This window comes from Pseudomonas sp. TH39(2020) (assembly GCF_016650715.1).
Taxonomy (GTDB): Bacteria; Pseudomonadota; Gammaproteobacteria; order Pseudomonadales; family Pseudomonadaceae; genus Aquipseudomonas; species Aquipseudomonas mandelii_C.
Map to the genome: position 1 here is coordinate 130461 of NZ_JAEKFF010000007.1, position 21449 is coordinate 151909.

General features: G+C 60.2%; 21 protein-coding genes. 15 read left to right on the forward strand and 6 right to left on the reverse strand.

Annotation, left to right across the window (positions count from 1 at the left end):
• Nucleotides 1-105: 105 nt before the first annotated feature.
• A complete protein-coding gene (locus JFU47_RS20965) occupies nucleotides 106-804 on the reverse strand; it encodes a DNA-3-methyladenine glycosylase (RefSeq protein ID WP_201185412.1) in 699 nt (232 codons plus the stop codon).
• Nucleotides 805-993: 189 nt separating this feature from the next.
• Between JFU47_RS20965 and JFU47_RS20970 the strand changes: the two genes are divergently transcribed.
• The 13 genes from JFU47_RS20970 to JFU47_RS21030 all read left to right on the forward strand — a co-directional run bounded on the left by JFU47_RS20970 (nucleotide 994) and on the right by JFU47_RS21030 (nucleotide 13563).
• The gene (locus JFU47_RS20970; protein WP_123367691.1) at nucleotides 994-2265 is read left to right on the forward strand and encodes a glutamate-5-semialdehyde dehydrogenase; all 1272 of its coding nucleotides are present in this window, start codon (nucleotides 994-996) and stop codon (nucleotides 2263-2265) included.
• Between the two features lies 1 nt (nucleotide 2266).
• Entirely contained in the window at nucleotides 2267-2956 is a 690-nt protein-coding gene (gene nadD, locus JFU47_RS20975; protein WP_274610001.1) for a nicotinate-nucleotide adenylyltransferase, read from the forward strand.
• A gap of 72 nt (nucleotides 2957-3028) precedes the next feature.
• Nucleotides 3029-3523, forward strand: a complete 495-nt coding sequence (gene rsfS / locus JFU47_RS20980; protein WP_008152812.1) for a ribosome silencing factor — start codon at nucleotides 3029-3031, stop codon at nucleotides 3521-3523.
• Nucleotides 3524-3532: 9 nt separating this feature from the next.
• A complete protein-coding gene (rlmH, locus tag JFU47_RS20985) occupies nucleotides 3533-4000 on the forward strand; it encodes a 23S rRNA (pseudouridine(1915)-N(3))-methyltransferase RlmH (protein WP_007937439.1) in 468 nt (155 codons plus the stop codon).
• A gap of 10 nt (nucleotides 4001-4010) precedes the next feature.
• Nucleotides 4011-5906, forward strand: a complete 1896-nt coding sequence (gene mrdA / locus JFU47_RS20990; protein WP_140680877.1) for a penicillin-binding protein 2 — start codon at nucleotides 4011-4013, stop codon at nucleotides 5904-5906.
• A 31-nt stretch (nucleotides 5907-5937) separates the two neighbouring features.
• Nucleotides 5938-7041 carry a rod shape-determining protein RodA gene (gene rodA, locus JFU47_RS20995; protein ID WP_161990844.1) on the forward strand — a complete coding sequence of 368 codons (1104 nt, stop codon included), beginning with the start codon at nucleotides 5938-5940 and terminating at the stop codon, nucleotides 7039-7041.
• Between the two features lie 17 nt (nucleotides 7042-7058).
• Nucleotides 7059-8069 carry a lytic murein transglycosylase B gene (gene mltB / locus JFU47_RS21000; protein WP_140680879.1) on the forward strand — a complete coding sequence of 337 codons (1011 nt, stop codon included), beginning with the start codon at nucleotides 7059-7061 and terminating at the stop codon, nucleotides 8067-8069.
• Nucleotides 8069-9079, forward strand: coding sequence for a septal ring lytic transglycosylase RlpA family protein (locus tag JFU47_RS21005; RefSeq protein ID WP_140893729.1), 1011 nt, complete (start codon nucleotides 8069-8071; stop codon nucleotides 9077-9079). The genes mltB and JFU47_RS21005 overlap by 1 nt, the downstream gene beginning before the upstream one ends.
• 183 nt (nucleotides 9080-9262) lie before the next feature.
• Nucleotides 9263-10420, forward strand: coding sequence for a D-alanyl-D-alanine carboxypeptidase family protein (locus JFU47_RS21010; protein WP_140680883.1), 1158 nt, complete (start codon nucleotides 9263-9265; stop codon nucleotides 10418-10420).
• Between the two features lie 80 nt (nucleotides 10421-10500).
• The gene (locus JFU47_RS21015) at nucleotides 10501-10776 is read left to right on the forward strand and encodes a DUF493 domain-containing protein (RefSeq protein WP_123367698.1); all 276 of its coding nucleotides are present in this window, start codon (nucleotides 10501-10503) and stop codon (nucleotides 10774-10776) included.
• Nucleotides 10776-11423 (forward strand): lipoyl(octanoyl) transferase LipB, encoded by a 648-nt coding sequence (gene lipB, locus JFU47_RS21020; RefSeq protein WP_140680885.1) that lies wholly within the window; start codon nucleotides 10776-10778, stop codon nucleotides 11421-11423. The genes JFU47_RS21015 and lipB overlap by 1 nt, the downstream gene beginning before the upstream one ends.
• Nucleotide 11424: 1 nt before the next feature.
• A complete protein-coding gene (gene lipA, locus JFU47_RS21025) occupies nucleotides 11425-12450 on the forward strand; it encodes a lipoyl synthase (protein WP_010467371.1) in 1026 nt (341 codons plus the stop codon).
• Nucleotides 12451-12612: 162 nt separating this feature from the next.
• Entirely contained in the window at nucleotides 12613-13563 is a 951-nt protein-coding gene (locus tag JFU47_RS21030; protein ID WP_201185414.1) for a S66 peptidase family protein, read from the forward strand.
• A 106-nt stretch (nucleotides 13564-13669) separates the two neighbouring features.
• Here JFU47_RS21030 and JFU47_RS21035 read toward each other — a convergent pair whose 3' ends face one another.
• The 5 genes from JFU47_RS21035 to leuS all read right to left on the reverse strand — a co-directional run bounded on the left by JFU47_RS21035 (nucleotide 13670) and on the right by leuS (nucleotide 19855).
• Entirely contained in the window at nucleotides 13670-14992 is a 1323-nt protein-coding gene (locus JFU47_RS21035) for a lytic murein transglycosylase (RefSeq protein ID WP_201185416.1), read from the reverse strand.
• Nucleotides 14993-15054: 62 nt separating this feature from the next.
• Nucleotides 15055-15219 carry an alternative ribosome rescue factor ArfA gene (arfA, locus tag JFU47_RS21040; protein ID WP_056744572.1) on the reverse strand — a complete coding sequence of 55 codons (165 nt, stop codon included), beginning with the start codon at nucleotides 15217-15219 and terminating at the stop codon, nucleotides 15055-15057.
• 258 nt (nucleotides 15220-15477) lie between these two features.
• The gene (holA, locus tag JFU47_RS21045) at nucleotides 15478-16515 is read right to left on the reverse strand and encodes a DNA polymerase III subunit delta (RefSeq protein ID WP_201185417.1); all 1038 of its coding nucleotides are present in this window, start codon (nucleotides 16513-16515) and stop codon (nucleotides 15478-15480) included.
• A 39-nt stretch (nucleotides 16516-16554) separates the two neighbouring features.
• The gene (locus JFU47_RS21050; protein ID WP_201185419.1) at nucleotides 16555-17160 is read right to left on the reverse strand and encodes an LPS-assembly lipoprotein LptE; all 606 of its coding nucleotides are present in this window, start codon (nucleotides 17158-17160) and stop codon (nucleotides 16555-16557) included.
• Between the two features lie 88 nt (nucleotides 17161-17248).
• On the reverse strand, nucleotides 17249-19855 hold the full coding sequence (leuS, locus tag JFU47_RS21055) for a leucine--tRNA ligase (protein ID WP_201185424.1): 2607 nt from the start codon (nucleotides 19853-19855) through the stop codon (nucleotides 17249-17251).
• A gap of 279 nt (nucleotides 19856-20134) precedes the next feature.
• On the opposite strand from leuS, the gene JFU47_RS21060 reads away from it, so the two are divergent.
• Together JFU47_RS21060 and JFU47_RS21065 are read left to right on the forward strand one after the other, a co-directional pair.
• A complete protein-coding gene (locus tag JFU47_RS21060) occupies nucleotides 20135-20455 on the forward strand; it encodes a hypothetical protein (protein WP_123367704.1) in 321 nt (106 codons plus the stop codon).
• A 108-nt stretch (nucleotides 20456-20563) separates the two neighbouring features.
• Entirely contained in the window at nucleotides 20564-21325 is a 762-nt protein-coding gene (locus JFU47_RS21065) for a YdcF family protein (RefSeq protein ID WP_201185427.1), read from the forward strand.
• The last annotated feature ends 124 nt before the right edge of the window (nucleotides 21326-21449 follow it).

A 21449-nucleotide genomic window follows, 5' to 3' on the forward strand; every position in this document is an offset into this window, starting at 1 on the left:
GTGGGAGCGAGCCTGCTCGCGAAAGCGGAGTGTCAGGCGACATCTGCCTCGACTATCAGTCCGCTTTCGCGAGCAGGCTCGCTCCCACAGGGGGATTTTCATTGTTCAGGTCAGCAAAAAATAATCGCGACCTTCGATCTGCCCCCGCCGCAGCGGGTTGCGCGTGCAATACGGCGCGTAAGCCGCATCGATGAAACGGTACATTAAATGCTCATCGCGGCCGTGGGGAATGCCCAAACGCGTGGTTTGTATGATGTGAGCGGGCGCCGGGCCGACATCTTCCACCAGCAGCACTTCATGGTCGAAGCGCTTGGCGTCCCAGACCGGCACCTTCAGGCCCAACGCTTTGCAGAGCAAAGTCTGTCCGGCGCAAAGCTTTTGCGAGGGGCGAGGGCGACCCTGGGCGTCGGGATTGTTCAACAGCATCTGCGCCAGGCTCGCCGGCCCGCTCAAGTCGTCGACCCACGGATAGGCGGATTTGATCAGCACCGCATTGCCCGGCCCCTGAGCGCTGAAGTTCAGGGAGTCGCCGCCACGGGCGTAGTACATATAGATGTGGCCGCCATCCAGAAACAAAGCCTTACGTTTTTCTGTGTAGCCGAGGGAGGCGTGGCTGCCTTTTTCTTCGCAGTAATAGGCTTCGGTCTCGATGATCCGGGCGCTGAGCCACAGGTCGCCGACCCGGTGACGGATGACTTTGCCGAGTAATTCCCGGGCCAGCGTTTGGGCATCTCTGTCGAAAAATTCATCCGCGAGCCCCTTGGGCAGGCTCGTCGCGGATGTGCGAACAGTCAGGTTGGTCATGATGAACGGCGTTTATCAAGGCTGATTGAGTCGCGATGATAACAATTTGCAGCTTAATCACGGCTGAACGTCGGCAAATTGCCCTCGATTTCGACCATCCGCCCGTCACCGCTGTTAGTCCCGGGACGCGACAGCTATAATCTGCCGCTTTACTCTTTACCAAGACCTTAGCAAAGACCACTCCAGACCATGACTGAGTCCGTTCTTGACTACATGACCCGATTGGGTCGCGCTGCCCGCGAAGCTTCTCGCGTCATCGGCCGTGCCAGCACCGCGCAGAAAAACCGCGCCTTGCAGGCTGCTGCCAATGCGTTGGACGCCGCACGCGCCGAGCTGACGGCTGCCAATGAACTGGATTTGGCCGCTGGCCGCGCCAATGGTCTTGAGCCTGCATTGCTTGAGCGTCTGGCGCTGACCCCGGAACGCATCGACGGCATGATCGTCGGTTTGCGTCAGGTGGCGGCTCTACCGGACCCGGTCGGCGCGATCCGCGACATGAGCTTTCGGCCGTCAGGCATTCAGGTCGGCAAGATGCGCGTGCCGTTGGGCGTGATCGGGATCATCTACGAATCCCGGCCGAACGTGACCATCGATGCCGCCAGCCTGTGCCTGAAGTCTGGCAACGCAACCATCCTGCGTGGCGGCTCCGAAGCGATTCATTCCAATCGTGCCATTGCCGCCTGCATCCAGCGCGGTCTGGCCGAAGCCGATTTGCCTGCCGCCGTGGTGCAAGTGGTCGAAACCACTGACCGTGCCGCCGTTGGCGCACTGATCACCATGCCTGAATACGTCGACGTTATCGTGCCCCGTGGCGGTCGTGGCCTGATCGAGCGCGTGAGTCGTGACGCCCGCGTGCCGGTCATCAAGCATCTGGATGGCATCTGTCACGTTTACGTGAGTGCTCACGCCGACCTGCCGAAAGCCCAGCGCATCGCGTTCAACGCCAAGACTTACCGCTATGGTATCTGCGGCGCCATGGAAACCCTGCTGGTGGACCAATCGGTCGCCAAGGATTTCCTGCCGTCGATGGCTGCACAGTTCCGCGAAAAAGGCGTCGAGCTGCGCGGCTGCGAACGCACCCGGGCGATCATCGAGGCTGTTGCCGCCAGCGAAGAAGACTGGAACACCGAGTACCTGGCGCCGATTCTTTCGATCCGCGTGGTCGACGGGCTGGACCAGGCCATCGAACACATTAATAAGTACGGCTCCCATCACACCGATTCGATTGTCAGCGAAAACCTTGCTGACACCCGGCGTTTCGTCGCGGAAGTCGATTCATCGTCGGTAATGATCAACACCCCGACGTGCTTCGCCGATGGCTTCGAATACGGATTGGGTGCCGAGATTGGCATTTCTACTGATAAGCTGCACGCCCGCGGCCCGGTGGGCCTCGAAGGTCTGACCTGCGAGAAGTACATCGTGGTCGGTGATGGCCAGTTGCGCGGCCAGGCGTCGGTCTGACTTGGGCGACCTCGACCTGTCAGCCCCGGTAACCGCCAGCGAGCCAGCGCCTCGACGCATTGGCATGCTGGGCGGAACCTTCGACCCGGTGCACATCGGCCATTTGCGCAGTGCGCTGGAAGTCGCCGAATCGCTGGCGCTCGATGAGCTGCGTCTGACACCCAGTGCCAGACCGCCTCATCGCGGTACGCCGCAGGTATCGGCGAAAGACCGTCTGGCGATGGTCGAGTGCGCGGTGGCCGGTGTGGCGCCGCTGGTGGTGGACGCCCGCGAATTGCAGCGGGACAAACCGTCCTACACCATTGACACCCTGGAACTGATGCGTGCCGAACTGGCCGCTGAAGACCAGGTTTTTCTACTTTTGGGCTGGGACGCATTTTGCGGCCTGCCCACTTGGCACCGCTGGGAAGAGTTGCTCCAGCATTGCCACATCCTGGTGCTGCAACGCCCGGATGCCGACAGCGAACCGCCGGATGCCTTGCGCAATCTGTTGGCGGCACGCTCGGTGAGTGACCCGCTGGCCCTCATAGGGCCGAGCGGACAGATTGCATTCGTCTGGCAGACACCGCTCGCGGTATCCGCCACCCAGATCCGTCAACTGCTGGCCAGCGGTAAGTCGGTACGTTTCCTGGTGCCCGACGCGGTCCTGGCCTACATCGATGCGCACGGTCTCTACCGTGCGTCGAACTGAAAAAGGGAGCGCTTCAAAACACGTGAACGCGTGTACCGAAGCGCCCGAACATACGAGCAAAACGAGTTTTATATGACTGACAAAGACGTAACTAAAGTAAAGCGCAAAGGCACGTTCAAGAGCGCCCCGCTGCCAGTAGAAGTTCCAACCGGCCCTGAGCTGCGCGGCGAAGAGCTGGTCAAGGTTGCCGTAGCGGCCCTGGAAGACGTCAAGGGCCAGGACATTCAGGTGATCGACGTTCGTGAAAAGCAGAGCATCACTGACTTCATGATCATCGCTACCGGTACGTCCAACCGCCAGATCGGCGCGATGCTGGATAAGGTCCGCGAGGCGGTCAAAGCCCAGGGCGTCAAGCCGCTGGGTGAAGAAGGCAAGGGCGACAGCGACTGGGTCCTGCTGGATATGGATGATGTCATCGTGCACATGATGACCGCTTCGGCTCGTCAGTTTTACGACCTGGAGCGCCTGTGGTCCGGTGCGGAACAGAGCCGTGCTCTGAACGCGGCTCACCACAGCCCGGAAAACACCCATGAGCACTTCGTCAAGCTCAACAAAGACCAGCAATAAGGGACCGCTGTGCGACTGCGACTGATCGCCGTCGGTTCACGCATGCCCAAGTGGGTGGAAGAAGGCTGGCATGAATATGCCAAGCGTCTTCCGTCCGAGCTGGCGCTGGAACTGGTGGAAATACCGCTCAACACCCGTGGCAAGAACGCCGACGTGGCGCGCTTCATCCGTCAGGAAGGCGAAGCCATGCTGGCCAAGGTCGGGCCGAACGAGCGCGTTGTGACCCTCGAAGTCCACGGCAAGCCTTGGAGCACCGAGCAACTGGCGGTCGAGCTCGATCGCTGGCGGCTGGACTCGCGCACGGTGAATTTCATGGTCGGCGGCCCCGAAGGGCTGGCGCCGGAAGTCTGTGCCCGAGCCGATCAGCGCTGGTCGCTCTCGCCATTGACGTTGCCGCACCCGCTGGTGCGAATCCTGATCGGCGAACAGCTGTATCGTGCCTGGACAGTCTTGTCCGGCCACCCTTACCACAAGTAGTTCTGCCCTCATGCCCCAGCCGATCCGCATCAAGGACCACGAAAAAGACGCCCGTCTGGTGCGTGGCCGCGTCGTGTTCGGGGCAATTGCGGTCGTGACGCTGATCGGTGTGCTGATCGCGCGGCTGTATTTCCTTCAGGTGATCCAGTACGAGTACCACTCGACCCTGTCGGAAAACAACCGCGTCCATGTTCAGCCGATTCCGCCGACTCGGGGCTTGATCTTCGATCGCAATGGCGTGGTGGTGGCGGATAACCGGCCCAGCTTCAGCCTGAGCATGACCCGCGAACGCTCCGGCGACTGGCAGCAAGTGCTCGACGTCATTGTCGAAGTGCTGGAGCTGACGCCCGAGGATCGGGTGATCTTCGAGAAACGCATGCGTCAGGGGCGTCGGCCGTTTGAGCCGGTGCCGATCCTGTTTGAGCTGACCGAAGAACAGATCGCCCGCATCGCGGTGAACCAGTTCCGTCTGCCGGGCGTGGAAGTGGTCGCGCAGCTGGTTCGTCACTATCCGCAGGGCGCGCACTTTGCGCACTCGGTGGGCTACATGGGGCGGATCAACGAGAAAGAGCTCAAGTCTCTGGACCCGGTGAGTTATAGCGGCACCCATCAAATTGGCAAAACCGGCATCGAGCGCTTCTACGAGCCGGAATTGCACGGTCAGGTCGGTTACGAAGAAGTCGAGACCAACGCCCGTGGCCGCGTACTGCGGGTGCTCAAACGTACCGAACCGATTTCCGGCAAGGACATCGTCCTGAGCCTGGACATCAAACTGCAGGAAGCCGCCGAAGCTGCACTCGGCGGTCGCCGTGGCGCCGTGGTGGCGCTGGACCCGAAAACCGGCGAAGTCCTGGCGATGGTCAGTCAGCCGAGTTTTGACCCGAACCTGTTCGTCACCGGCATCAGTTTCAAGGCCTATTCCGAGCTGCGCGATTCCATCGACCGGCCACTGTTCAACCGCGTGCTGCGCGGCCTGTACCCGCCGGGCTCGACCATCAAACCTGCCGTGGCAATTGCCGGCCTGGATTCTGGCGTTGTGAACGCGTCGAGTCGGGTGTATGACCCCGGCTATTACCAGTTGCCCAACTACGATCACAAATACCGTAACTGGAACCGTACCGGTGACGGCTACGTCGATCTGGACACGGCGATCATGCGGTCCAACGACACCTACTTCTACGACCTGGCCCACAAACTGGGAATCGATCGCTTGTCGGCGTACATGAGCAAGTTCGGCATCGGCCAGAAGGTTTCGCTGGACATGTTCGAAGAGTCGCCGGGGCTGATGCCTACACGTGAATGGAAACGTGCAACCCGGCGTCAGGCCTGGTTCCCGGGCGAAACGCTGATTCTCGGGATTGGTCAGGGCTACATGCAATCAACGCCCTTGCAACTGGCCCAGGCCACCGCGCTGGTCGCGAACAAGGGTGTCTGGAACCGTCCGCACCTGGCCAAGACTGTCGAAGGCGAGCGGCCGAAGGATGAAAACCCGATGCCGGACATCATCCTGCGTGACCCGTCCGACTGGACCAAGGTCAACCACGGCATGCAACAGGTGATGCACGGTGCCCGGGGTACGGCACGCAAAGCGGCGATCGGTTCGCAATACCGCATCGCGGGCAAAAGTGGTACGGCTCAGGTAGTCGCGATCAAGCAGGGTGAGAAGTACGACCGCTCCAAGGTTCAGGAGCGCCATCGCGACCACGCCTTGTTCGTCGGCTTCGCACCCGCCGACAACCCGCAAATCGTGGTGTCGGTGATGGTCGAGAACGGCGAGTCCGGTTCCGGCGTTGCAGCGCCCGTGGTGCGTCAAATCATGGACGCCTGGCTTCTGGACCAGGACGGTCGGTTGAAGGCCGAATACGCCAGCCCTATCAGTGCGGAGGCTACGGCCCGTGAAGAGTAATTTTGATCGCATCCTCTCCAGCGAGGATGTGATGCGTCGCCGCGCAACGCTGTTGCAACGCATGCACATTGATGGCCCGTTGCTGATCCTGCTGCTGACCCTCGCTGCCGGCAGCCTGTTCGTGCTGTATTCGGCCAGCGGCAAAAGCTGGGATCTGCTGGCCAAGCAAGCCACTTCGTTCGGCATCGGCCTGGTATCGATGATCGTCATTGCGCAGTTCGAACCGCGGTTCATGGCCCGTTGGGTGCCAGTCGGCTATGTGATCGGTGTGCTGTTGCTGGTGGTGGTGGACGTCATGGGCCACAACGCCATGGGCGCCACGCGCTGGATCAACATTCCCGGGGTGATCCGCTTCCAGCCCTCGGAATTCATGAAGATTCTGATGCCCGCGACCATCGCCTGGTACTTGTCCAAGCGCACCTTGCCGCCGCAACTCAAGCATGTGGGCGTCAGTCTGTTTCTGATCGGCTTGCCGTTTATCCTGATCGTGCGCCAGCCTGACCTCGGCACTTCGCTGCTGATCCTCGCCGGTGGCGCGTTCGTTCTGTTCATGGGCGGCCTGCGCTGGCGCTGGATTCTCAGCGTGATAGCCGCGGCTGTGCCGGTGGCGGTCGGCATGTGGTACTTCATCATGCACGACTACCAGAAGCAGCGAATCCTGACCTTCCTCGATCCCGAAAGCGATCCGTTGGGCACTGGCTGGAACATCATTCAATCGAAAGCCGCCATCGGTTCCGGCGGTGTGTTCGGCAAGGGCTGGTTGCTCGGCACCCAGTCGCACCTGGACTTCCTGCCGGAAAGCCACACCGACTTCATTATTGCGGTCATGGGCGAAGAATTCGGCCTGGTGGGTATCTGCGCACTGCTGCTGATTTACCTGCTGTTGATCGGCCGCGGACTGGTGATTACCGCTCAGGCCCAGACATTGTTCGGCAAATTGCTCGCGGGCAGCCTGACCATGACGTTTTTTGTTTACGTTTTCGTCAACATCGGTATGGTCAGTGGCCTGTTGCCGGTTGTGGGGGTGCCGTTGCCGTTCATTAGCTACGGAGGAACTTCGCTGGTGACGCTGCTGTCAGCGTTTGGGGTTTTGATGTCGATCCATACCCATCGTAAGTGGATCGCTCAGGTTTGAATAAGGTGAAGATTTCAATGCAAGTAATGCGTGGCTGGGCGACTCGATATGCGCCATGGGTCGGCCTGGTAAGCATCCTTGGCACAGCGCAGGAAGCGTTGGCCGGCGATTACGAAGGTTCACCCCAGGTGGCCGAATTCGTCGGTGAAATGACCCGCGACTACGGTTTTGCCGGTGAACAGCTAATGGGCGTGTTCCGCGAAGCCGAGCGCAAGCAGTCGATTCTGGACGCGATCTCGAAACCGGCCGAACGGGTCAAGCAGTGGAGCGAGTATCGCCCGATGTTCATCACCGACGCGCGCATCGCCCGTGGTGTGGACTTCTGGCGTCAGCACGAGGCGGTACTGGCCCGTGCCGAGCAGGAATACGGTGTGCCGGCGCAGGTTATTGTTTCGATCATCGGCGTTGAGACCTTTTTTGGTCGTAATACCGGCAATTTTCGGGTAATCGACGCCTTGTCGACCCTGGGTTTCGACTATCCTCCCCGTGCCGAATTTTTCCGCAAGGAATTGCGTGAGTTCCTGTTGCTGGCCCGGGAAGAGCAGGTCGATCCGTTGACCCTCAAGGGCTCGTATGCCGGGGCCATGGGCTTGCCGCAGTTCATGCCGAGCAGTTTTCGCGCCTATGCGGTGGACTTCGACGGTGACGGCCACATTAATATCTGGACCAATCCGGACGATGCCATTGGCAGCGTCGCCAGTTATTTCAAGCGTCACGGCTGGGTAGCCGGCGAACCGGTGGTCAGCCGCGCCGATGTGCGTGGCGATCAGGTGGACGAAGGTTTGACCACGGGCATCGAACCGACTAAAACCGTCGGGGAGTTGCGGGCGCTGGGGTGGTCAAGTCATGATGCGCTGCGCGATGATATGCCGGTCACGGCTTTCCGCCTGGAAGGTGACAATGGCCCCGAATACTGGATGGGCCTGAACAATTTTTACGCGATCACGCGTTATAACCGCAGCGTGATGTACGCCATGGCCGTACATCAACTGTCTGAACAGCTGGTCCAAGCACGGGGCGTCAAGTAATGCGGGCATTGCCTATGAATAAACCCCTGAAGCTGATGGCATTCGCCGCGTTGGCGGTGCTGCTCGCCAGTTGTTCGACCAGCCGTTCGCCGACCCCAAAGTCTTCTACCGCCGTGCGCGCAACGCCAGGCCTGGACATCAATCGCGCGCACAAAGATGGCGCGCCGTGGTGGGACGTGGATGTTTCGCGTATCCCGGATGCCACGCCGACCCTGCACAGCGGTCCTTATAAAGCCAACCCGTACACCGTGCTGGGCAAGACCTACTTCCCGCTGCAAGACTCCAAGACCTACGTCGCCTCGGGCACGGCGTCTTGGTACGGCACCAAGTTCCACGGCCAGAACACCGCCAACGGCGAAGTCTATGACCTGTACGGCATGAGTGCCGCGCATAAGACCTTACCGCTGCCAAGTTACGTTCGGGTGACCAACCTGGACAACAACAAGAGCGTGGTTTTGCGAGTCAACGACCGTGGGCCGTTCTACTCGGACCGCATCATCGACTTGTCCTATGCCGCCGCCAAGAAACTGGGCTACGCCGAAATCGGCACCGCGCGGGTCAAGGTTGAAGGTATCGATCCACAACAGTGGTGGGCCGCGAAAGGCCGTCCGGCGCCTTTGATGCTCAATGAGCCTCAAGTAGCGCAAAATGCCGCGCCGACGATTACCGCTTCGGCGGGGACGGTCGAGCAATGGACGCCACCGCCGCAGCAACACGCTTCGGACACCGTGCCTGTGCCGATCAGTGCAAAAAAAAACGCTTCTGTACCAGCCTCTGGCCAGTATCTGCAGGTGGGCGCGTTCGCCAACCCGGACGCTGCAGAACTCCTGAGATCGAAGCTCAGCGGGATGGTGAGCGCTCCGGTGTTCATCAGTTCGATCGTGCGCAATCAACAGACGCTGCATCGGGTGCGCCTGGGGCCGATCGGCTCGCCGGGTGAAATCCAGCAAGTGCAGAACAGTGTGCGCCTGGCCAATCTCGGTTCGCCGAGCCTGGTCACTGCCGAGTAATACGTAGTACTTGATTGACGGTTCGCTTGCGGTTTGGGGGGTGGACCTGGTTGTTGGCTCGTTAAAGAACAAAAGCCCGGCAAGGGTTCTGAGTGAACAGCTGAACACGCGACAGCTCGTTAGAAAGCTGTCTGATTAGTTTTGCCCCTTAGGGCAGTTTCCATTAGCGATTTCGAGAGACGGATGAACATCACCACCTTTGCCAAACGCCTGTGTCTGCTAGTCCCGCTGCTCCTCTCGCCTGCCGCTTTCGCGGTCGAGATGATGCCGTCGCCACCGCAACTGGCCGCCAAAGCCTATGTCCTCATGGACGCCAGCAGCGGCAACGTGCTGGTGGAGAACAACGGTGACCAGCGTCTGCCTCCGGCCAGCCTGACCAAGCTGATGACCGCGTACATCGCGACCCTGGAAATCCGTCGTGGCCAGATCGGCGAAAACGACCCGGTGACCGTCAGCGAAAACGCCTGGCGTACCGGCGGTTCGCGGATGTTCATCAAGGTCGGCTCGCAAGTCACTGTCAGCGATCTGCTGCACGGCATCATCATTCAGTCGGGTAACGACGCCAGCGTTGCGCTCTCCGAGCACATCGCCGGCAGCGAAGATGCCTTCGCTGACATGATGAACAAAACCGTGGCCGATCTGGGCATGACCAACAGCCACTTCATGAACCCGACCGGTCTGCCGAACCCTGAGCACTACTCGTCGGCTCACGACATGGCGGTGCTGGCTCGCGCGATCATCCACGAAGACCCGGCTCACTACGCGATCTACTCGCAGAAAGAGTTTTTCTGGAACGGCATCAAGCAACCTAACCGTAACCTGCTGCTGTGGCGCGACAAGACGGTCGATGGCCTGAAAACCGGCCACACCGACGAAGCCGGCTACTGCATGGTGTCTTCGGCAGTACGTGATGGCATGCGCCTGATCGCTGTGGTGTTCGGCACCAACAGTGAAGTGGCTCGCGCCTCCGAAACCCAGAAGCTGTTGACCTACGGTTTCCGCTTCTTCGAAACCCAGACGTTCTATCAGAAAGGCGCCGAACTGGCTCAGGCTCCTGTCTGGAAAGGCACCACCAATCAAGTCAAGGCCGGCCTGGCTGAAGACCTGACCATGACCCTGCCAAAAGGCCAGCTGAAAAAGCTCGCCGCCAGCATGACCATGAACCCGCAACTGGTTGCGCCAATCGCCAAGGGCGACGTAATCGGTAAAGTCGACGTGAAGCTGGACGACAAAGTCGTGCATAGCGCTGATCTGATCGCTCTGGACGCGGTCGACGAGGGTGGTATCTTCCGCCGCATGTGGGATAGCATCCGTCTATTCTTCTACGGCTTGTTCAACTGAATTAGTGTGGACTTGCATGGCCCTGTTCCAATCCGGAACGGGGCCATGTCCGTTGCCACGGCTTACGAGGCCGTTACGCCATGACAGACAACGATGTAAAGGCGCCAAAAATCGAATTCCCCTGCGCGGATTACCCTATCAAGGTGATCGGCGATACCGGCGTGGGCTTCAAGGACAAGATCATCGCGATCCTTGAGAAACACGCGACCGTTGATCACAAGACCCTGGCCGAGCGTCAGAGCACCAACGGCAAGTACACGACCATCCAGCTGCACATCATCGCCACCGGTCAAGAACAGCTGTACGACATCAACAGCGAGTTGCGGGCTACCGGTTTCGTGCACATGGTGCTGTGATGTCTGGCACGGTGGGCTTTCGCGAGCTCGGCCAGATGGCTTACGAGCCGGTCTGGCATGCCATGCAACGCTTCACCAACGAACGCGGCAGCGATGCAGCGGACGAGATCTGGTTGGTGGAGCACCCACCGGTGTTCACCCAGGGGCAGGCCGGCAAGGCTGAGCACGTGTTACTCCCGGGAGATATTCCGGTAGTAAAGGTTGATCGCGGTGGTCAAGTGACTTATCACGGTCCCGGCCAGTTGGTGGCCTACCTGTTGCTCGATGTGCGCAAGCTGGGTTTCGGCGTGCGTGACCTGGTCAGCCGCATGGAACAATGCCTGATCGAGTTGCTGGCCAGCTACGGCGTTACTGCCGTGGCCAAGCCCGATGCGCCGGGTGTCTACGTCAATGGGGCGAAAATCGCTTCTCTGGGTCTGCGGATCCGCCACGGTTGCTCCTTTCATGGCCTGGCCCTGAATGTGGACATGAACCTGGAACCGTTTCGACGGATTAATCCCTGCGGCTACGCCGGGCTGGCGATGACCCAGCTGAGCGATCACGCAGGATCGATTGAATTTGCCGAGGTAAGTGCCCGGCTGCGCGCGCAGCTCGTCAAACACCTCGACTATGCTGAGCAGACGACCCTAACGGGCGGAATCGACTGATATGACTACTGATGCAGTGCAAACCATGATCCCGACGCTGGATGTCACCGAGCGTCCGGCCCCGCGTGCCAAGGTTGAAGCCGGCGTGAAGCTGCGCGGCGCCGAGAAGGTTGCACGTATCCCGGTGAAGATCATTCCGACCACCGAACTGCCGAAGAAACCTGACTGGATTCGCGTGCGTATCCCGGTTTCCCCGGAAGTCGACCGCATCAAGGCCCTGCTGCGCAAACACAAGCTGCACAGTGTCTGCGAAGAGGCGTCCTGCCCGAACCTGGGCGAATGTTTCTCCGGCGGCACCGCGACCTTCATGATCATGGGTGACATCTGCACCCGTCGCTGCCCGTTCTGCGACGTTGGTCACGGTCGTCCGAAGCCACTGGACGTCAACGAGCCGGAAAGCCTGGCCATCGCCATCGCTGACCTGAAACTCAAGTACGTGGTGATCACCTCGGTTGACCGCGACGACCTGCGTGATGGCGGTGCCCAGCACTTTGCCGACTGCATCCGCGAGATCCGCAAGCTGTCGCCGAACGTGCAGCTCGAAACCCTGGTCCCGGACTACCGTGGCCGCATGGACGTCGCGCTGGAAATCACCGCTGCCGAGCCGCCGGATGTGTTCAACCACAACCTGGAAACCGTGCCGCGCCTGTACAAGGCCGCGCGTCCAGGGTCGGATTACCAGTGGTCGCTGACCCTGCTGCAACGCTTCAAGCAGATGATGCCGCACATCCCGACCAAGTCCGGCTTGATGCTGGGCCTGGGCGAGACCGACGAAGAAGTCATCGAAGTCATGAAGCGCATGCGCGAGCACGACATCGACATGCTGACCCTGGGCCAGTACCTGCAACCGTCGCGCAGTCACTTGCCGGTGGAGCGTTTTGTGCATCCGGATACCTTCGCCTGGTTCGCCGAGGAAGGTTACAAAATGGGCTTCAAGAACGTCGCTTCCGGCCCGCTGGTACGTTCCTCGTACCACGCCGACGAGCAGGCGAAACTGGTTAAAGCTGAATTGATGTCGTCCTTGTAACAAAGTGCCCGCAAGGCTTTTCAGCCTTGCGGGCGTTTTTGTTGGCCGTGTCTACGGCCACTACAGTCTTTTCCTGCAACCTGCGGGGCGACTGACCCTCTTCTGTTTGTCCCCGTTCCTGACTACTGTGTGCTTGACGCATTCACGCAGGGAGATTCATGGATGACCGTTCGACCGACTCACACCCTTTGTCCTCATGCACCCGTTCCGGCCTTGCCCTCGCAAGGGTTGATCGGCGTTATTGCGCCCGCCGGTCCCGCAGCGCTGGACACCGATAAAGCCATCGGCTGGATGCGCGCTCGCGGATATTCACTGCGGATTTTCCCCGGCGTGCATGAGAAAGCCGATTACCTGGCCGGCAGTGATGATGTACGCCTCAATGATCTGCACGCAGCGTTCGCCGACAGTGAGGTCGACGCCGTCATTTGCTTGCGTGGGGGGTACGGTACGCCACGGTTGCTCGATCGCATCGACTTTGAACTGCTGCGCAACAATGCCAAGCCGTTCATCGGCTACAGCGACATCACCGCGCTGCACTCGGCGATCAGCCGTTATGCGGGCTTCGTGACCTTCCATGGCCCGATGCTCAACGCCGACCTGCTAGGTGACAAGCAAAAACCTACTGAGTCTTCATTCTTCAACATGCTCAGAGGACAGGTGAAGGCGGGCAGCGTGCTGCCGCACCCGGTCGCCTACCCGTTGACGACGATTGAGCCGGGTGTCGCTCACGGGCGCTTGCTGGGGGGCAATCTGTCGATGATCGCCGCGACGATGGGTACGCCGTATGAGATAGATGCCGAGGGTGTCATCCTGTTCATCGAGGACATCAACGAGCCGTTGTATCGAATCGACCGGCTGCTGACCCATCTACGTCTTGCCGGTACGCTGCACAAGCTGCGCGGGGTTTTGGTGGGGGATGTGGCGGGGGTTGATTCGGTTGCGTTGGAGCGCTTACTCAAGCAGACCTTCGAGCCGTTGCGGATACCGGTGTTGTCCGGTTGGCGCAGCGGGCATTGCGATCCGAACCTGACGTTGCCGATGGGCGCGCTGGTGAGGCTGGATGCGGGGAACAAGGAGTTGGTGTTGGAGCAGGATGTGGTGATCAAGTCGTAGAGCTTGGTCGTCTGATAGTCAGTCTTCGCGAGCAGGCTCGCTCCCACATTTGATCTGTGTTGTTCACAAATCTCCTGCGGGAGCGAGCCTGCTCGCGAAAGCTTTTTCAGCGGTTACGAAGGCCTTCCAGCAACTTGTGCGTCGGATACCCATCCGCCGGCCAGCCAAACGACTGCTGGGCGCTGCGGATCGCCTTGCGGGTGTTGGCGCCGATAATGCCATCGGCGGTGCCCGCGTCGTAGTTCTGAGCACTCAACAGGCTTTGCAGTTCGATCCGCTCGGTACGGCTCAGCGGCAAATCATCTTTGGGCCACATGCCGTTGATCAGGCCGGCACCGTTAAAACGCTCGGACAACAGGCTAACGGCCAAGGCGTAAGACGACGAGTTGTTGTACTTGAGGATCGCGCGGAAGTTGTCGAGGACCAGGAACGCCGGGCCACGGTAACCGGCCGGCAGCAGCAGGGCGGCTGACAGCTGTTCGGAGCCTGGCGGAACCTGGCCGCCATTGGGCAGGGTGACGCCCAGTTGCAGCCATTCAGCGACGCTCTTGCGAATCGTGCCATCGGCCAGGATGTAATTGAAACTGCCCGGTAGCTGTACTTCAAAGCCCCACGGCTGGCCTTTCTGCCAGCCCGAGCTTTGCAGGTAGTGCGCCGTCGAGGCCAGCGCGTCGGCCGGGCTGCCCCAGATATCGCGGCGACCATCGCCATCGAAGTCCACAGCATGGGTGTTGTAGGTGGTTGGGATGAACTGGGTCTGGCCCATGGCGCCGGCCCAGGAGCCAAGCATTTTCTCAGGCTCGATATCACCCTGTTGCAGGATCTGCAGGGCGGCGATCAGTTGTGCGTGGGCAAATCCGGGACGCCGACCTTCATAGGCCAGGGTCGCCAGGGAATTAATCACTGACTTGTTGCCCTGAAACTGCCCGAAGTTACTTTCCATGCCCCACACCGAGACCAGTGCCTGACGATCGACGCCGTAGCGCTGTTCGATGCTTTGCAGGATGTCGGCGTACTGGTTGACCAGTGCCTGACCATTGCGTACCCGCAGCGGCGAAAGGGCGCCGTCGAGGTATTCCCACACCGGGCGGGAGAATTCCGGCTGGCTGCGGTCGGCGCGGATCACGCTGGTGTCGAGGCTGACATTGGCGAAGGCGCGGTCGAACAGGTCGGCGCGGATACCGGCGGCCAGAGCGTCCTTGCGGAAACCCGCCTGCCATTCGGCGAAGGTCTGGGTGGGCTGGATGTCGAGGTTTTCACCGGTCGGAACCACGGGCGGAATGACCGCAGGGGCTGTCGCGACGGGGAGGGTCTGAAGCGGCTTGGCGTCGGCTGCGGTGGGTTTTTCCGCGCAGGCAACAAGCAAAATGAGGCTGGAGGCAGCGATCAGTTGGCGCAGGGGCCAACGACGGGAAATACAAAGGGGCATGCACGGGTCCAGGGAGTACGAATCAGGTGCAGACCTTAACATGTTGCGTGAACGCTTGCCTTTCAGGCCGCCAGAAAGTAAGAAGCCTCCCAGCTATTAGACTGGAAGGCTTCGCGGCGGTAGCTGCCTTTGCCCTTGCCGGCTGGTTCCTGACGGCTGCGGAACAGAGGCTGGGCGATGATGGATTTGGCCTTGTTGGGGCCATGTTTCGATGGCTTTTTGCTCATGATGATTTCTCGCAAGTGAGTGGGTTTTGCGGGACAAATCATCGGCCGAAGTCGGGGTTCTGTCTATAGGACAAATGGATGTGAGTAGTGTAGGAAACCTCTGTAGCAGCTGGCGAAGCCTGCGTCCGACTGCGCAGCAGTCGTAAACCCTGATTTCCGGATCATCCTGACACACCGTGCTGTCTGATTTTACGACTGCTTCGTCCGAACGCGGCCCGAACCGAACGCAGGCTTCGCCAGCTGCTACAGAGGGCGTGTTTACTCGGCAGGCAAGGTCAGGCGTTGGCCGGCCATCAACAACGACAACCGACTCAAACTCATCCACGGAGATCCGGCGGCCTGGCCTTTGATCTGTGCGTCGATGCGCTGTGCTTCCAGCAATAGCTGCGCCCAGCGTTGCGCCGAGTAGCGTTGCAGGGCTTTGCTCATCAGTGGTTTGCGTTTGTCCCAGACCGGCGGTCGGGCAGAGCTGAAGGCTTTGTCCAGTGGCACGCCCTGGCTGTACTGCAGCGACAGGTTGGCCAACAGCCGCAGCTCCCGGGCCAGCGCCCAGAGAATCACTGGCGGTTCGACGCCTTCGCCGCGCAGCCCTTCGAGCATGCGCAGGGCATGAGCCGCTTCGCCGTTGAGAATCGCATCGGTCAGGCCAAAGACATCGAAGCGCGCACTGTCAGCGACGGCCGCTTGCACGGTTTCGACAGTGATCTGACCACTTTCGGCCATCAGTTTGAGCTTTTCGATTTCCTGGGCTGCCGCCAGCAGGTTGCCCTCGACCCGTGCGGCGATCAGTTCGACGGCGTCCTGACTGGCGGAAAGCCCGGCCTGGGACAACCGTTGACGGATCCAGCTCGGCAACTGGTTGGCCTCTATCGGCCAGATTTGCACGAACTGGGTCTGCTGACCTTCGACCAGCGCCTTGCCCCACTTGGTTTTCTGCGCACTGCCATCAAGTTTCGGCAGGCTGATCAGCAACACCGTGTCTTCGGCGGGCCGTGAACAGTATTCGATAAACGCGGCAGCGCCTTTGTCACCGGGTTTGCCGGACGGCAGACGCAGTTCCAGCAGGCGCTTTTCGGCGAACAGCGACATGCTCGCGCCGGCTTGCAGCAACGTTCCCCAGTCGAAACTGGCGTCGGCGGCGAAGACCTGGCGTTCGTCGAATCCCTGTTGGCGGGCGGCGGCACGAATGGCGTCGGCGGCTTCCTGACACAGCAGTGGGTCATCGCCACTGATGATATAGACCGGCGCGAGGGCACCTTGCAGGTGTTTGGCGAGTTGGGCGGGGGCGAGTTTCATAGAAGAGGTCGAACGGGGCGCCTGAGCGCCCCGTAAGTCTTACTGCTGCGGCAGTTCGATTGGCGACTGGCGCGGAGTTTGCGCTTCAGCCTTCTGCGCCGCTTCCAGTGCATCGGCCTCAGCCTTGGCTCTGGCTTCGGCGGTTTGTTGCAGCTGATCCAGCTGAGCCGGCGTGAGCTGTTGCAGGCGCAGCATCATCCGTTGAACCAGTTCACGACGGGTTTCCTTACGGGCGTCGTTGCCTTCCTGGTCGGAACCCACCAGGTTGTTGCCGTCGTGCATGAAGACCTTCTGCACTTCGAGCTTGTCACTCAGCAGCGACAGGTCGCGCGCACCACGGATATCGTAGTTCAGCACCGTAGTCACCTGATACTCGCCAGTACGACCGGCACCTGCGTAGCTGAGGATGCGCTGGCTTTCCTGCTCATCGGTCAGCACCAGCTTGTAAGGTGCACCGCTGTAGACCTTGACGCCGCTGCTTTCCAGCACCTGACGCAGTTGCGTCACGACTTCGCCGTAGGCGTTGCGGGCACTCAGGTCGAGTTCCTTGATCGCCAGTTCATTGGTGCCGGTGCCGCGCAGCTGGAAACCGCAGGCGCTCAACAGGACCGCAAGGCCCATCACCAGCAAATTGCGTTTGATCATCTTGTTGCTCCCCTTGAAACCATGTGGGCCGATCTTGCGGCCCGAAAGGTTTTACTCGGCGCCAGGCATGACCTGGCGCCTGATCCAATTAGCTGGCGACGATATTGACCAGTTTCCCGGGCACTACGATCACTTTACGAATGGTCAGACCGTCGACAAAGCGCAGCACGTTCTCGTTGGCCCGTGCGGCGGCTTCGACTTCTTCGCGGCTGGCGCTGGCGGGCATTTCGATGTGGCCGCGCAGCTTGCCGTTGACCTGAATCACCAATTGCAGGCTGTCTTGCACCAGAGCGTTCTCGTCCAGCACCGGCCAAGCGGCGTCGATCACCGGATCGGCGTGACCCAGGCGATGCCACAGTTCATGGCTGATGTGCGGAGTGATCGGCGCCAGAAGCAGAACCACGGTTTCCAGGCCTTCGTGAATCAGTGCGCGATCCTGTTCGGTGCCTTGCGCGGCTTTTTCCAGCACGTTCATCAGCGTCATCACCTGGGCGATGGCGGTGTTGAATTTGTGGTTCTGGCCGACGTCGTGGCTGGCCTGCTTGATGGCCTGGTGGATCGAACGGCGAATGGCTTTCTGCTCGTCATTCAGGCCGGCGACGTCCAGTTTGCCCGGCAGGCCCTGAGTGACGTGGGCTTGAGCCAGGCGCCAGACGCGCTTGAGGAAGCGGTGCGAACCTTCTACTCCGGAGTCGGACCATTCCGCGCTCATGTCGGGTGGCGAGGCGAACATCATGAACAGGCGGCAGGTGTCTGCGCCGAACTGGTCAATCATCGACTGTGGGTCAACGCCGTTGTTCTTCGACTTGGCCATCTTCTCGGTGCCACCGATTTCCACCGGCAGGCCGTCTGCGATCAACTTGGCGCTAACTACCTTGGCCTTGCTGTCGCGCTCGAGTTCGACGTCCGCCGGGTTGAACCAGGTGTAAGCACCATTGGCTTCGCGACGATAGTAAGTCTCGGCGATCACCATGCCCTGGGTCAGCAGGTTCTTGAACGGCTCGTTGGAGCTCACCAGGCCTTCGTCGCGCATCAGCTTGTGGAAGAAACGCGCGTAGAGCAGGTGAAGAATCGCGTGTTCGATACCGCCGATGTACTGATCAACCGGCAACCAATGGTCGGCCGCCGCTTTTTCCACCAGACCGCCTTCATAGTGCGGGGAGGCGTAACGGGCGTAGTACCACGAGGACTCGACGAAGGTGTCCATGGTGTCGGTTTCACGCTTGGCCGGTGCGCCGCATTTCGGGCAGCTGCACTCGTAGAACTCAGGCATGCGTGCCAGTGGCGAACCAGCGCCGTCCGGTACGACATCTTCCGGCAGCACGACTGGCAACTGATCTTCCGGGACCGGCACATCACCGCAGGTGTTGCAGTGGATGATCGGGATCGGGCAGCCCCAGTAGCGCTGACGGCTGATGCCCCAGTCGCGCAGACGGAACTGAGTGCGCGAGGCACCGAGATTTTTCTTGATCAGCGCGACTTCAATGGCGTCGAAAGCGCCTTCGAAGTCGAGGCCGTCGAATTCTCCGGAGTTGATCAGCGTGCCGTGTTCGCCGTAAGCGTCCTGCCATGGAGCCGGGTTGGTGTCACCGGAACTGGTGCGCACCACGGACTTGATCGGCAGGTTGTACTTGGTGGCGAACTCGAAATCGCGTTCGTCGTGAGCCGGTACAGCCATGACCGCGCCGTCGCCGTAGTGCATCAGCACGTAGTTGGCGACCCATACCGGGAGTTTTTCACCGGTCAGCGGGTGCTCGACGAACAGCGAGGTCGGCAGGCCTTTTTTCTCTTGGGTGGCGACGTCGGCTTCGGCGACGCTGCCGCCCTTGCATTCAGCGATGAACGCTTGCAGCTCGGGGTTGTTCTGCGCGGCCAGTGCGGCCAAATGGTGTTCGGCGGCTACGGCAACGTAGGTCGCGCCCATCAGCGTGTCTGGACGGGTGGTGAAGACTTTCAGCGCGCCAGTTTCGCCGATGGAATCGACGTTGTACGGGAACTGGACTTCCATGCCGCGGGACTTGCCGATCCAGTTGCGCTGCATGGTCTTGACCTGTTCAGGCCAGCCCGGCAGATCGTCGAGGCTCGACAGCAACTCATCCGCGTAAGCGGTGATCTTGAAGTAGTACATCGGAATTTCGCGCTTTTCGATCAGCGCGCCGGAACGCCAGCCGCGACCGTCGATCACCTGTTCGTTGGCCAGAACGGTCTGATCGACCGGGTCCCAGTTCACGGTGCCGCTTTTTTTGTAAATCACGCCTTTTTCGAACAGGCGAGTGAACAGCCATTGTTCCCAGCGGTAGTAATCAGGCTTGCAGGTGGTGACTTCGCGGGACCAGTCCACGGCGAGGCCCAGGCTGCGCAGCTGGGTTTTCATGTAAGCGATGTTTTCGTAGGTCCACTTGGCGGGCGCTACGTTGTTCTTCATCGCGGCGTTTTCCGCCGGCATGCCGAAGGCGTCCCAACCCATGGGTTGCAGGACGTTCTTGCCTTGCATGCGCTGGTAGCGGGAGATCACGTCGCCGATGGTGTAGTTGCGCACGTGCCCCATGTGTAGCTTGCCGCTGGGGTAAGGGAACATCGACAGGCAGTAGAAAGTCTCCTTGCCTGGCTGTTCACTGACTTCAAAGGACTTTTGCTCGTCCCAGAACGACTGGGCGGCGGCTTCGATTTCACGGGGCTGATATTGTTCGTGCATGGCTACTTTTGAACTGAATAGGGGTGGCCTAATCCTCTTCAATGCAACGCTGGACGGTGATCACGCCAAATCGGCGTTTCGGTGCCCAGGCGAGCTGGAAGTGGAGTTACAGGAAGCGCCGTAGCATACATGACCGCACTCTACCGAGGGAAACCCTGATTACTGCTGCGGGTCGCCCAAAACCCGCTGCGAGGGCCGTTGGTCGCAGCACTCAGCCGGTTTGTTCATGGAAGCTAAGCTCTAAATGGGGAGTGAGTCTTATCTTCAATGAGGTGATGGATGGTTGAGTCACGGCGAAAAGTTACAAAACCGGAGCTGTACGAAAGACTGATCGATCGTCTGGGAATGGCCCTGGACGCGGCAAAAACTGCTGACCGGTTACGCGATGAACGTCCACTGGAACTGGAATTGCGTGGCTTGAGCCCCGCAGAGTTTGCACTGGTCAAGGCGTATCTCGATCGCAGTGAACGTGAGACACACGGATGCTTGTCAGAAGCAGTGAAGCAACTCGACGCACCACGTTCGGCCAAGATCATCTGGCTCAAGGACAAGGTTCCCGGCAAGGACGCGGTAAAGGTCCGGTCTTTGCAATTCAAGTAAGGACACTGGAAGTAATGTCTGATGTATTTGTGAAGCATAGTCCTTTCGTATTTGTTGTCGCATTGCGTCAACGCACTTAGGCTTCGGGCATCTTTTTGGAGATGCTCGATGCCTTTTCGATATTTTGTTAAACAACTCCTGTTGCCGCCCGGCATTCTTTTGCTGCTGTTGGTGCTTGCCTGGTGGTTGCGTCGCTCAAGACCGCGTCTTGCCGGGCTGTGCTTTGCGCTGGGCGTGGGCGGCTTCTGGCTGATGAGCCTGCCGGTGGTGGTGCAGTGGGGCGCCAAGGCGCTGGAGCGTGAAACGCCGCTGGCCCGCGACGATTGGGCAACGCTGAGTCAGCGCGCCGATGCGATCGTGGTGCTCGGTTCGGGGCGTGAGCGGGGCGATCTGGCATGGGGTGCTGACCAGCCAACGGGCGTAGGCCTGGAACGCGAGCGCTATGCGGCGCGCCTGGCCAAGGCCTCCGGTTTGCCGATTCTGACCAGCGGAGGCCTGCATTACGGCACCCCGCCGACCGAAGCGAAGTTGATGGCGGACTCGTTGCGCGATGATTTCGGCATGGCAGTGCGCTGGCAAGAAGGGCGCAGCCGCACGACCTGGGAGAACGCGCAGTTCAGCGCCGAGGTATTGTTGCCGGAAGGGATCAAACGCGTGGTCGTCGTGACTCAGGCCTGGCACATGCCGCGAGCGGTCTGGAGTTTCAAAAAGGCAGGATTTGAAGTGGTGTCAGCACCGGTGGGGTTTTTAGGCGTGGACAACGCCCGGCCACTGGGCGGCTGGATGCCGGAATTCAAGTCAATCTGGCAGAGCGGGCAGTTGTTGAATGAGGCGGTGGGGCAGATCGGGTATTCGATGTTTTACCGCTGAAGATCAAAAAATCGCAGCCTCGTTTCACTCGACAGCTCCTACAGGGGATTGCGTACTCTGTAGGAGCTGTGTAGGAGCTGTCGAGTGAAACGAGGCTGCGATCTTTTTACTGGCGCCGCAATAC

What these genes read in the sequence shown, in the direction of transcription:
- JFU47_RS20965 (WP_201185412.1), bottom strand. Translation starts at nt 804, where the DNA reads ATGACCAACCTGACTGTTCGCACATCCGCGACGAGCCTGCCCAAGGGG.
- JFU47_RS20970 (WP_123367691.1), top strand. Translation starts at nt 994, where the DNA reads ATGACTGAGTCCGTTCTTGACTACATGACCCGATTGGGTCGCGCTGCC.
- rsfS (WP_008152812.1), top strand. Translation starts at nt 3,029, where the DNA reads ATGACTGACAAAGACGTAACTAAAGTAAAGCGCAAAGGCACGTTCAAG.
- mrdA (WP_140680877.1), top strand. Translation starts at nt 4,011, where the DNA reads ATGCCCCAGCCGATCCGCATCAAGGACCACGAAAAAGACGCCCGTCTG.
- rodA (WP_161990844.1), top strand. Translation starts at nt 5,938, where the DNA reads ATGCGTCGCCGCGCAACGCTGTTGCAACGCATGCACATTGATGGCCCG.
- mltB (WP_140680879.1), top strand. Translation starts at nt 7,059, where the DNA reads ATGCAAGTAATGCGTGGCTGGGCGACTCGATATGCGCCATGGGTCGGC.
- JFU47_RS21005 (WP_140893729.1), top strand. Translation starts at nt 8,069, where the DNA reads ATGCGGGCATTGCCTATGAATAAACCCCTGAAGCTGATGGCATTCGCC.
- JFU47_RS21010 (WP_140680883.1), top strand. Translation starts at nt 9,263, where the DNA reads ATGAACATCACCACCTTTGCCAAACGCCTGTGTCTGCTAGTCCCGCTG.
- JFU47_RS21015 (WP_123367698.1), top strand. Translation starts at nt 10,501, where the DNA reads ATGACAGACAACGATGTAAAGGCGCCAAAAATCGAATTCCCCTGCGCG.
- lipB (WP_140680885.1), top strand. Translation starts at nt 10,776, where the DNA reads ATGTCTGGCACGGTGGGCTTTCGCGAGCTCGGCCAGATGGCTTACGAG.
- lipA (WP_010467371.1), top strand. Translation starts at nt 11,425, where the DNA reads ATGACTACTGATGCAGTGCAAACCATGATCCCGACGCTGGATGTCACC.
- JFU47_RS21030 (WP_201185414.1), top strand. Translation starts at nt 12,613, where the DNA reads ATGACCGTTCGACCGACTCACACCCTTTGTCCTCATGCACCCGTTCCG.
- JFU47_RS21035 (WP_201185416.1), bottom strand. Translation starts at nt 14,992, where the DNA reads ATGCCCCTTTGTATTTCCCGTCGTTGGCCCCTGCGCCAACTGATCGCT.
- arfA (WP_056744572.1), bottom strand. Translation starts at nt 15,219, where the DNA reads ATGAGCAAAAAGCCATCGAAACATGGCCCCAACAAGGCCAAATCCATC.
- holA (WP_201185417.1), bottom strand. Translation starts at nt 16,515, where the DNA reads ATGAAACTCGCCCCCGCCCAACTCGCCAAACACCTGCAAGGTGCCCTC.
- JFU47_RS21050 (WP_201185419.1), bottom strand. Translation starts at nt 17,160, where the DNA reads ATGATCAAACGCAATTTGCTGGTGATGGGCCTTGCGGTCCTGTTGAGC.
- leuS (WP_201185424.1), bottom strand. Translation starts at nt 19,855, where the DNA reads ATGCACGAACAATATCAGCCCCGTGAAATCGAAGCCGCCGCCCAGTCG.
- JFU47_RS21060 (WP_123367704.1), top strand. Translation starts at nt 20,135, where the DNA reads ATGGTTGAGTCACGGCGAAAAGTTACAAAACCGGAGCTGTACGAAAGA.
- JFU47_RS21065 (WP_201185427.1), top strand. Translation starts at nt 20,564, where the DNA reads ATGCCTTTTCGATATTTTGTTAAACAACTCCTGTTGCCGCCCGGCATT.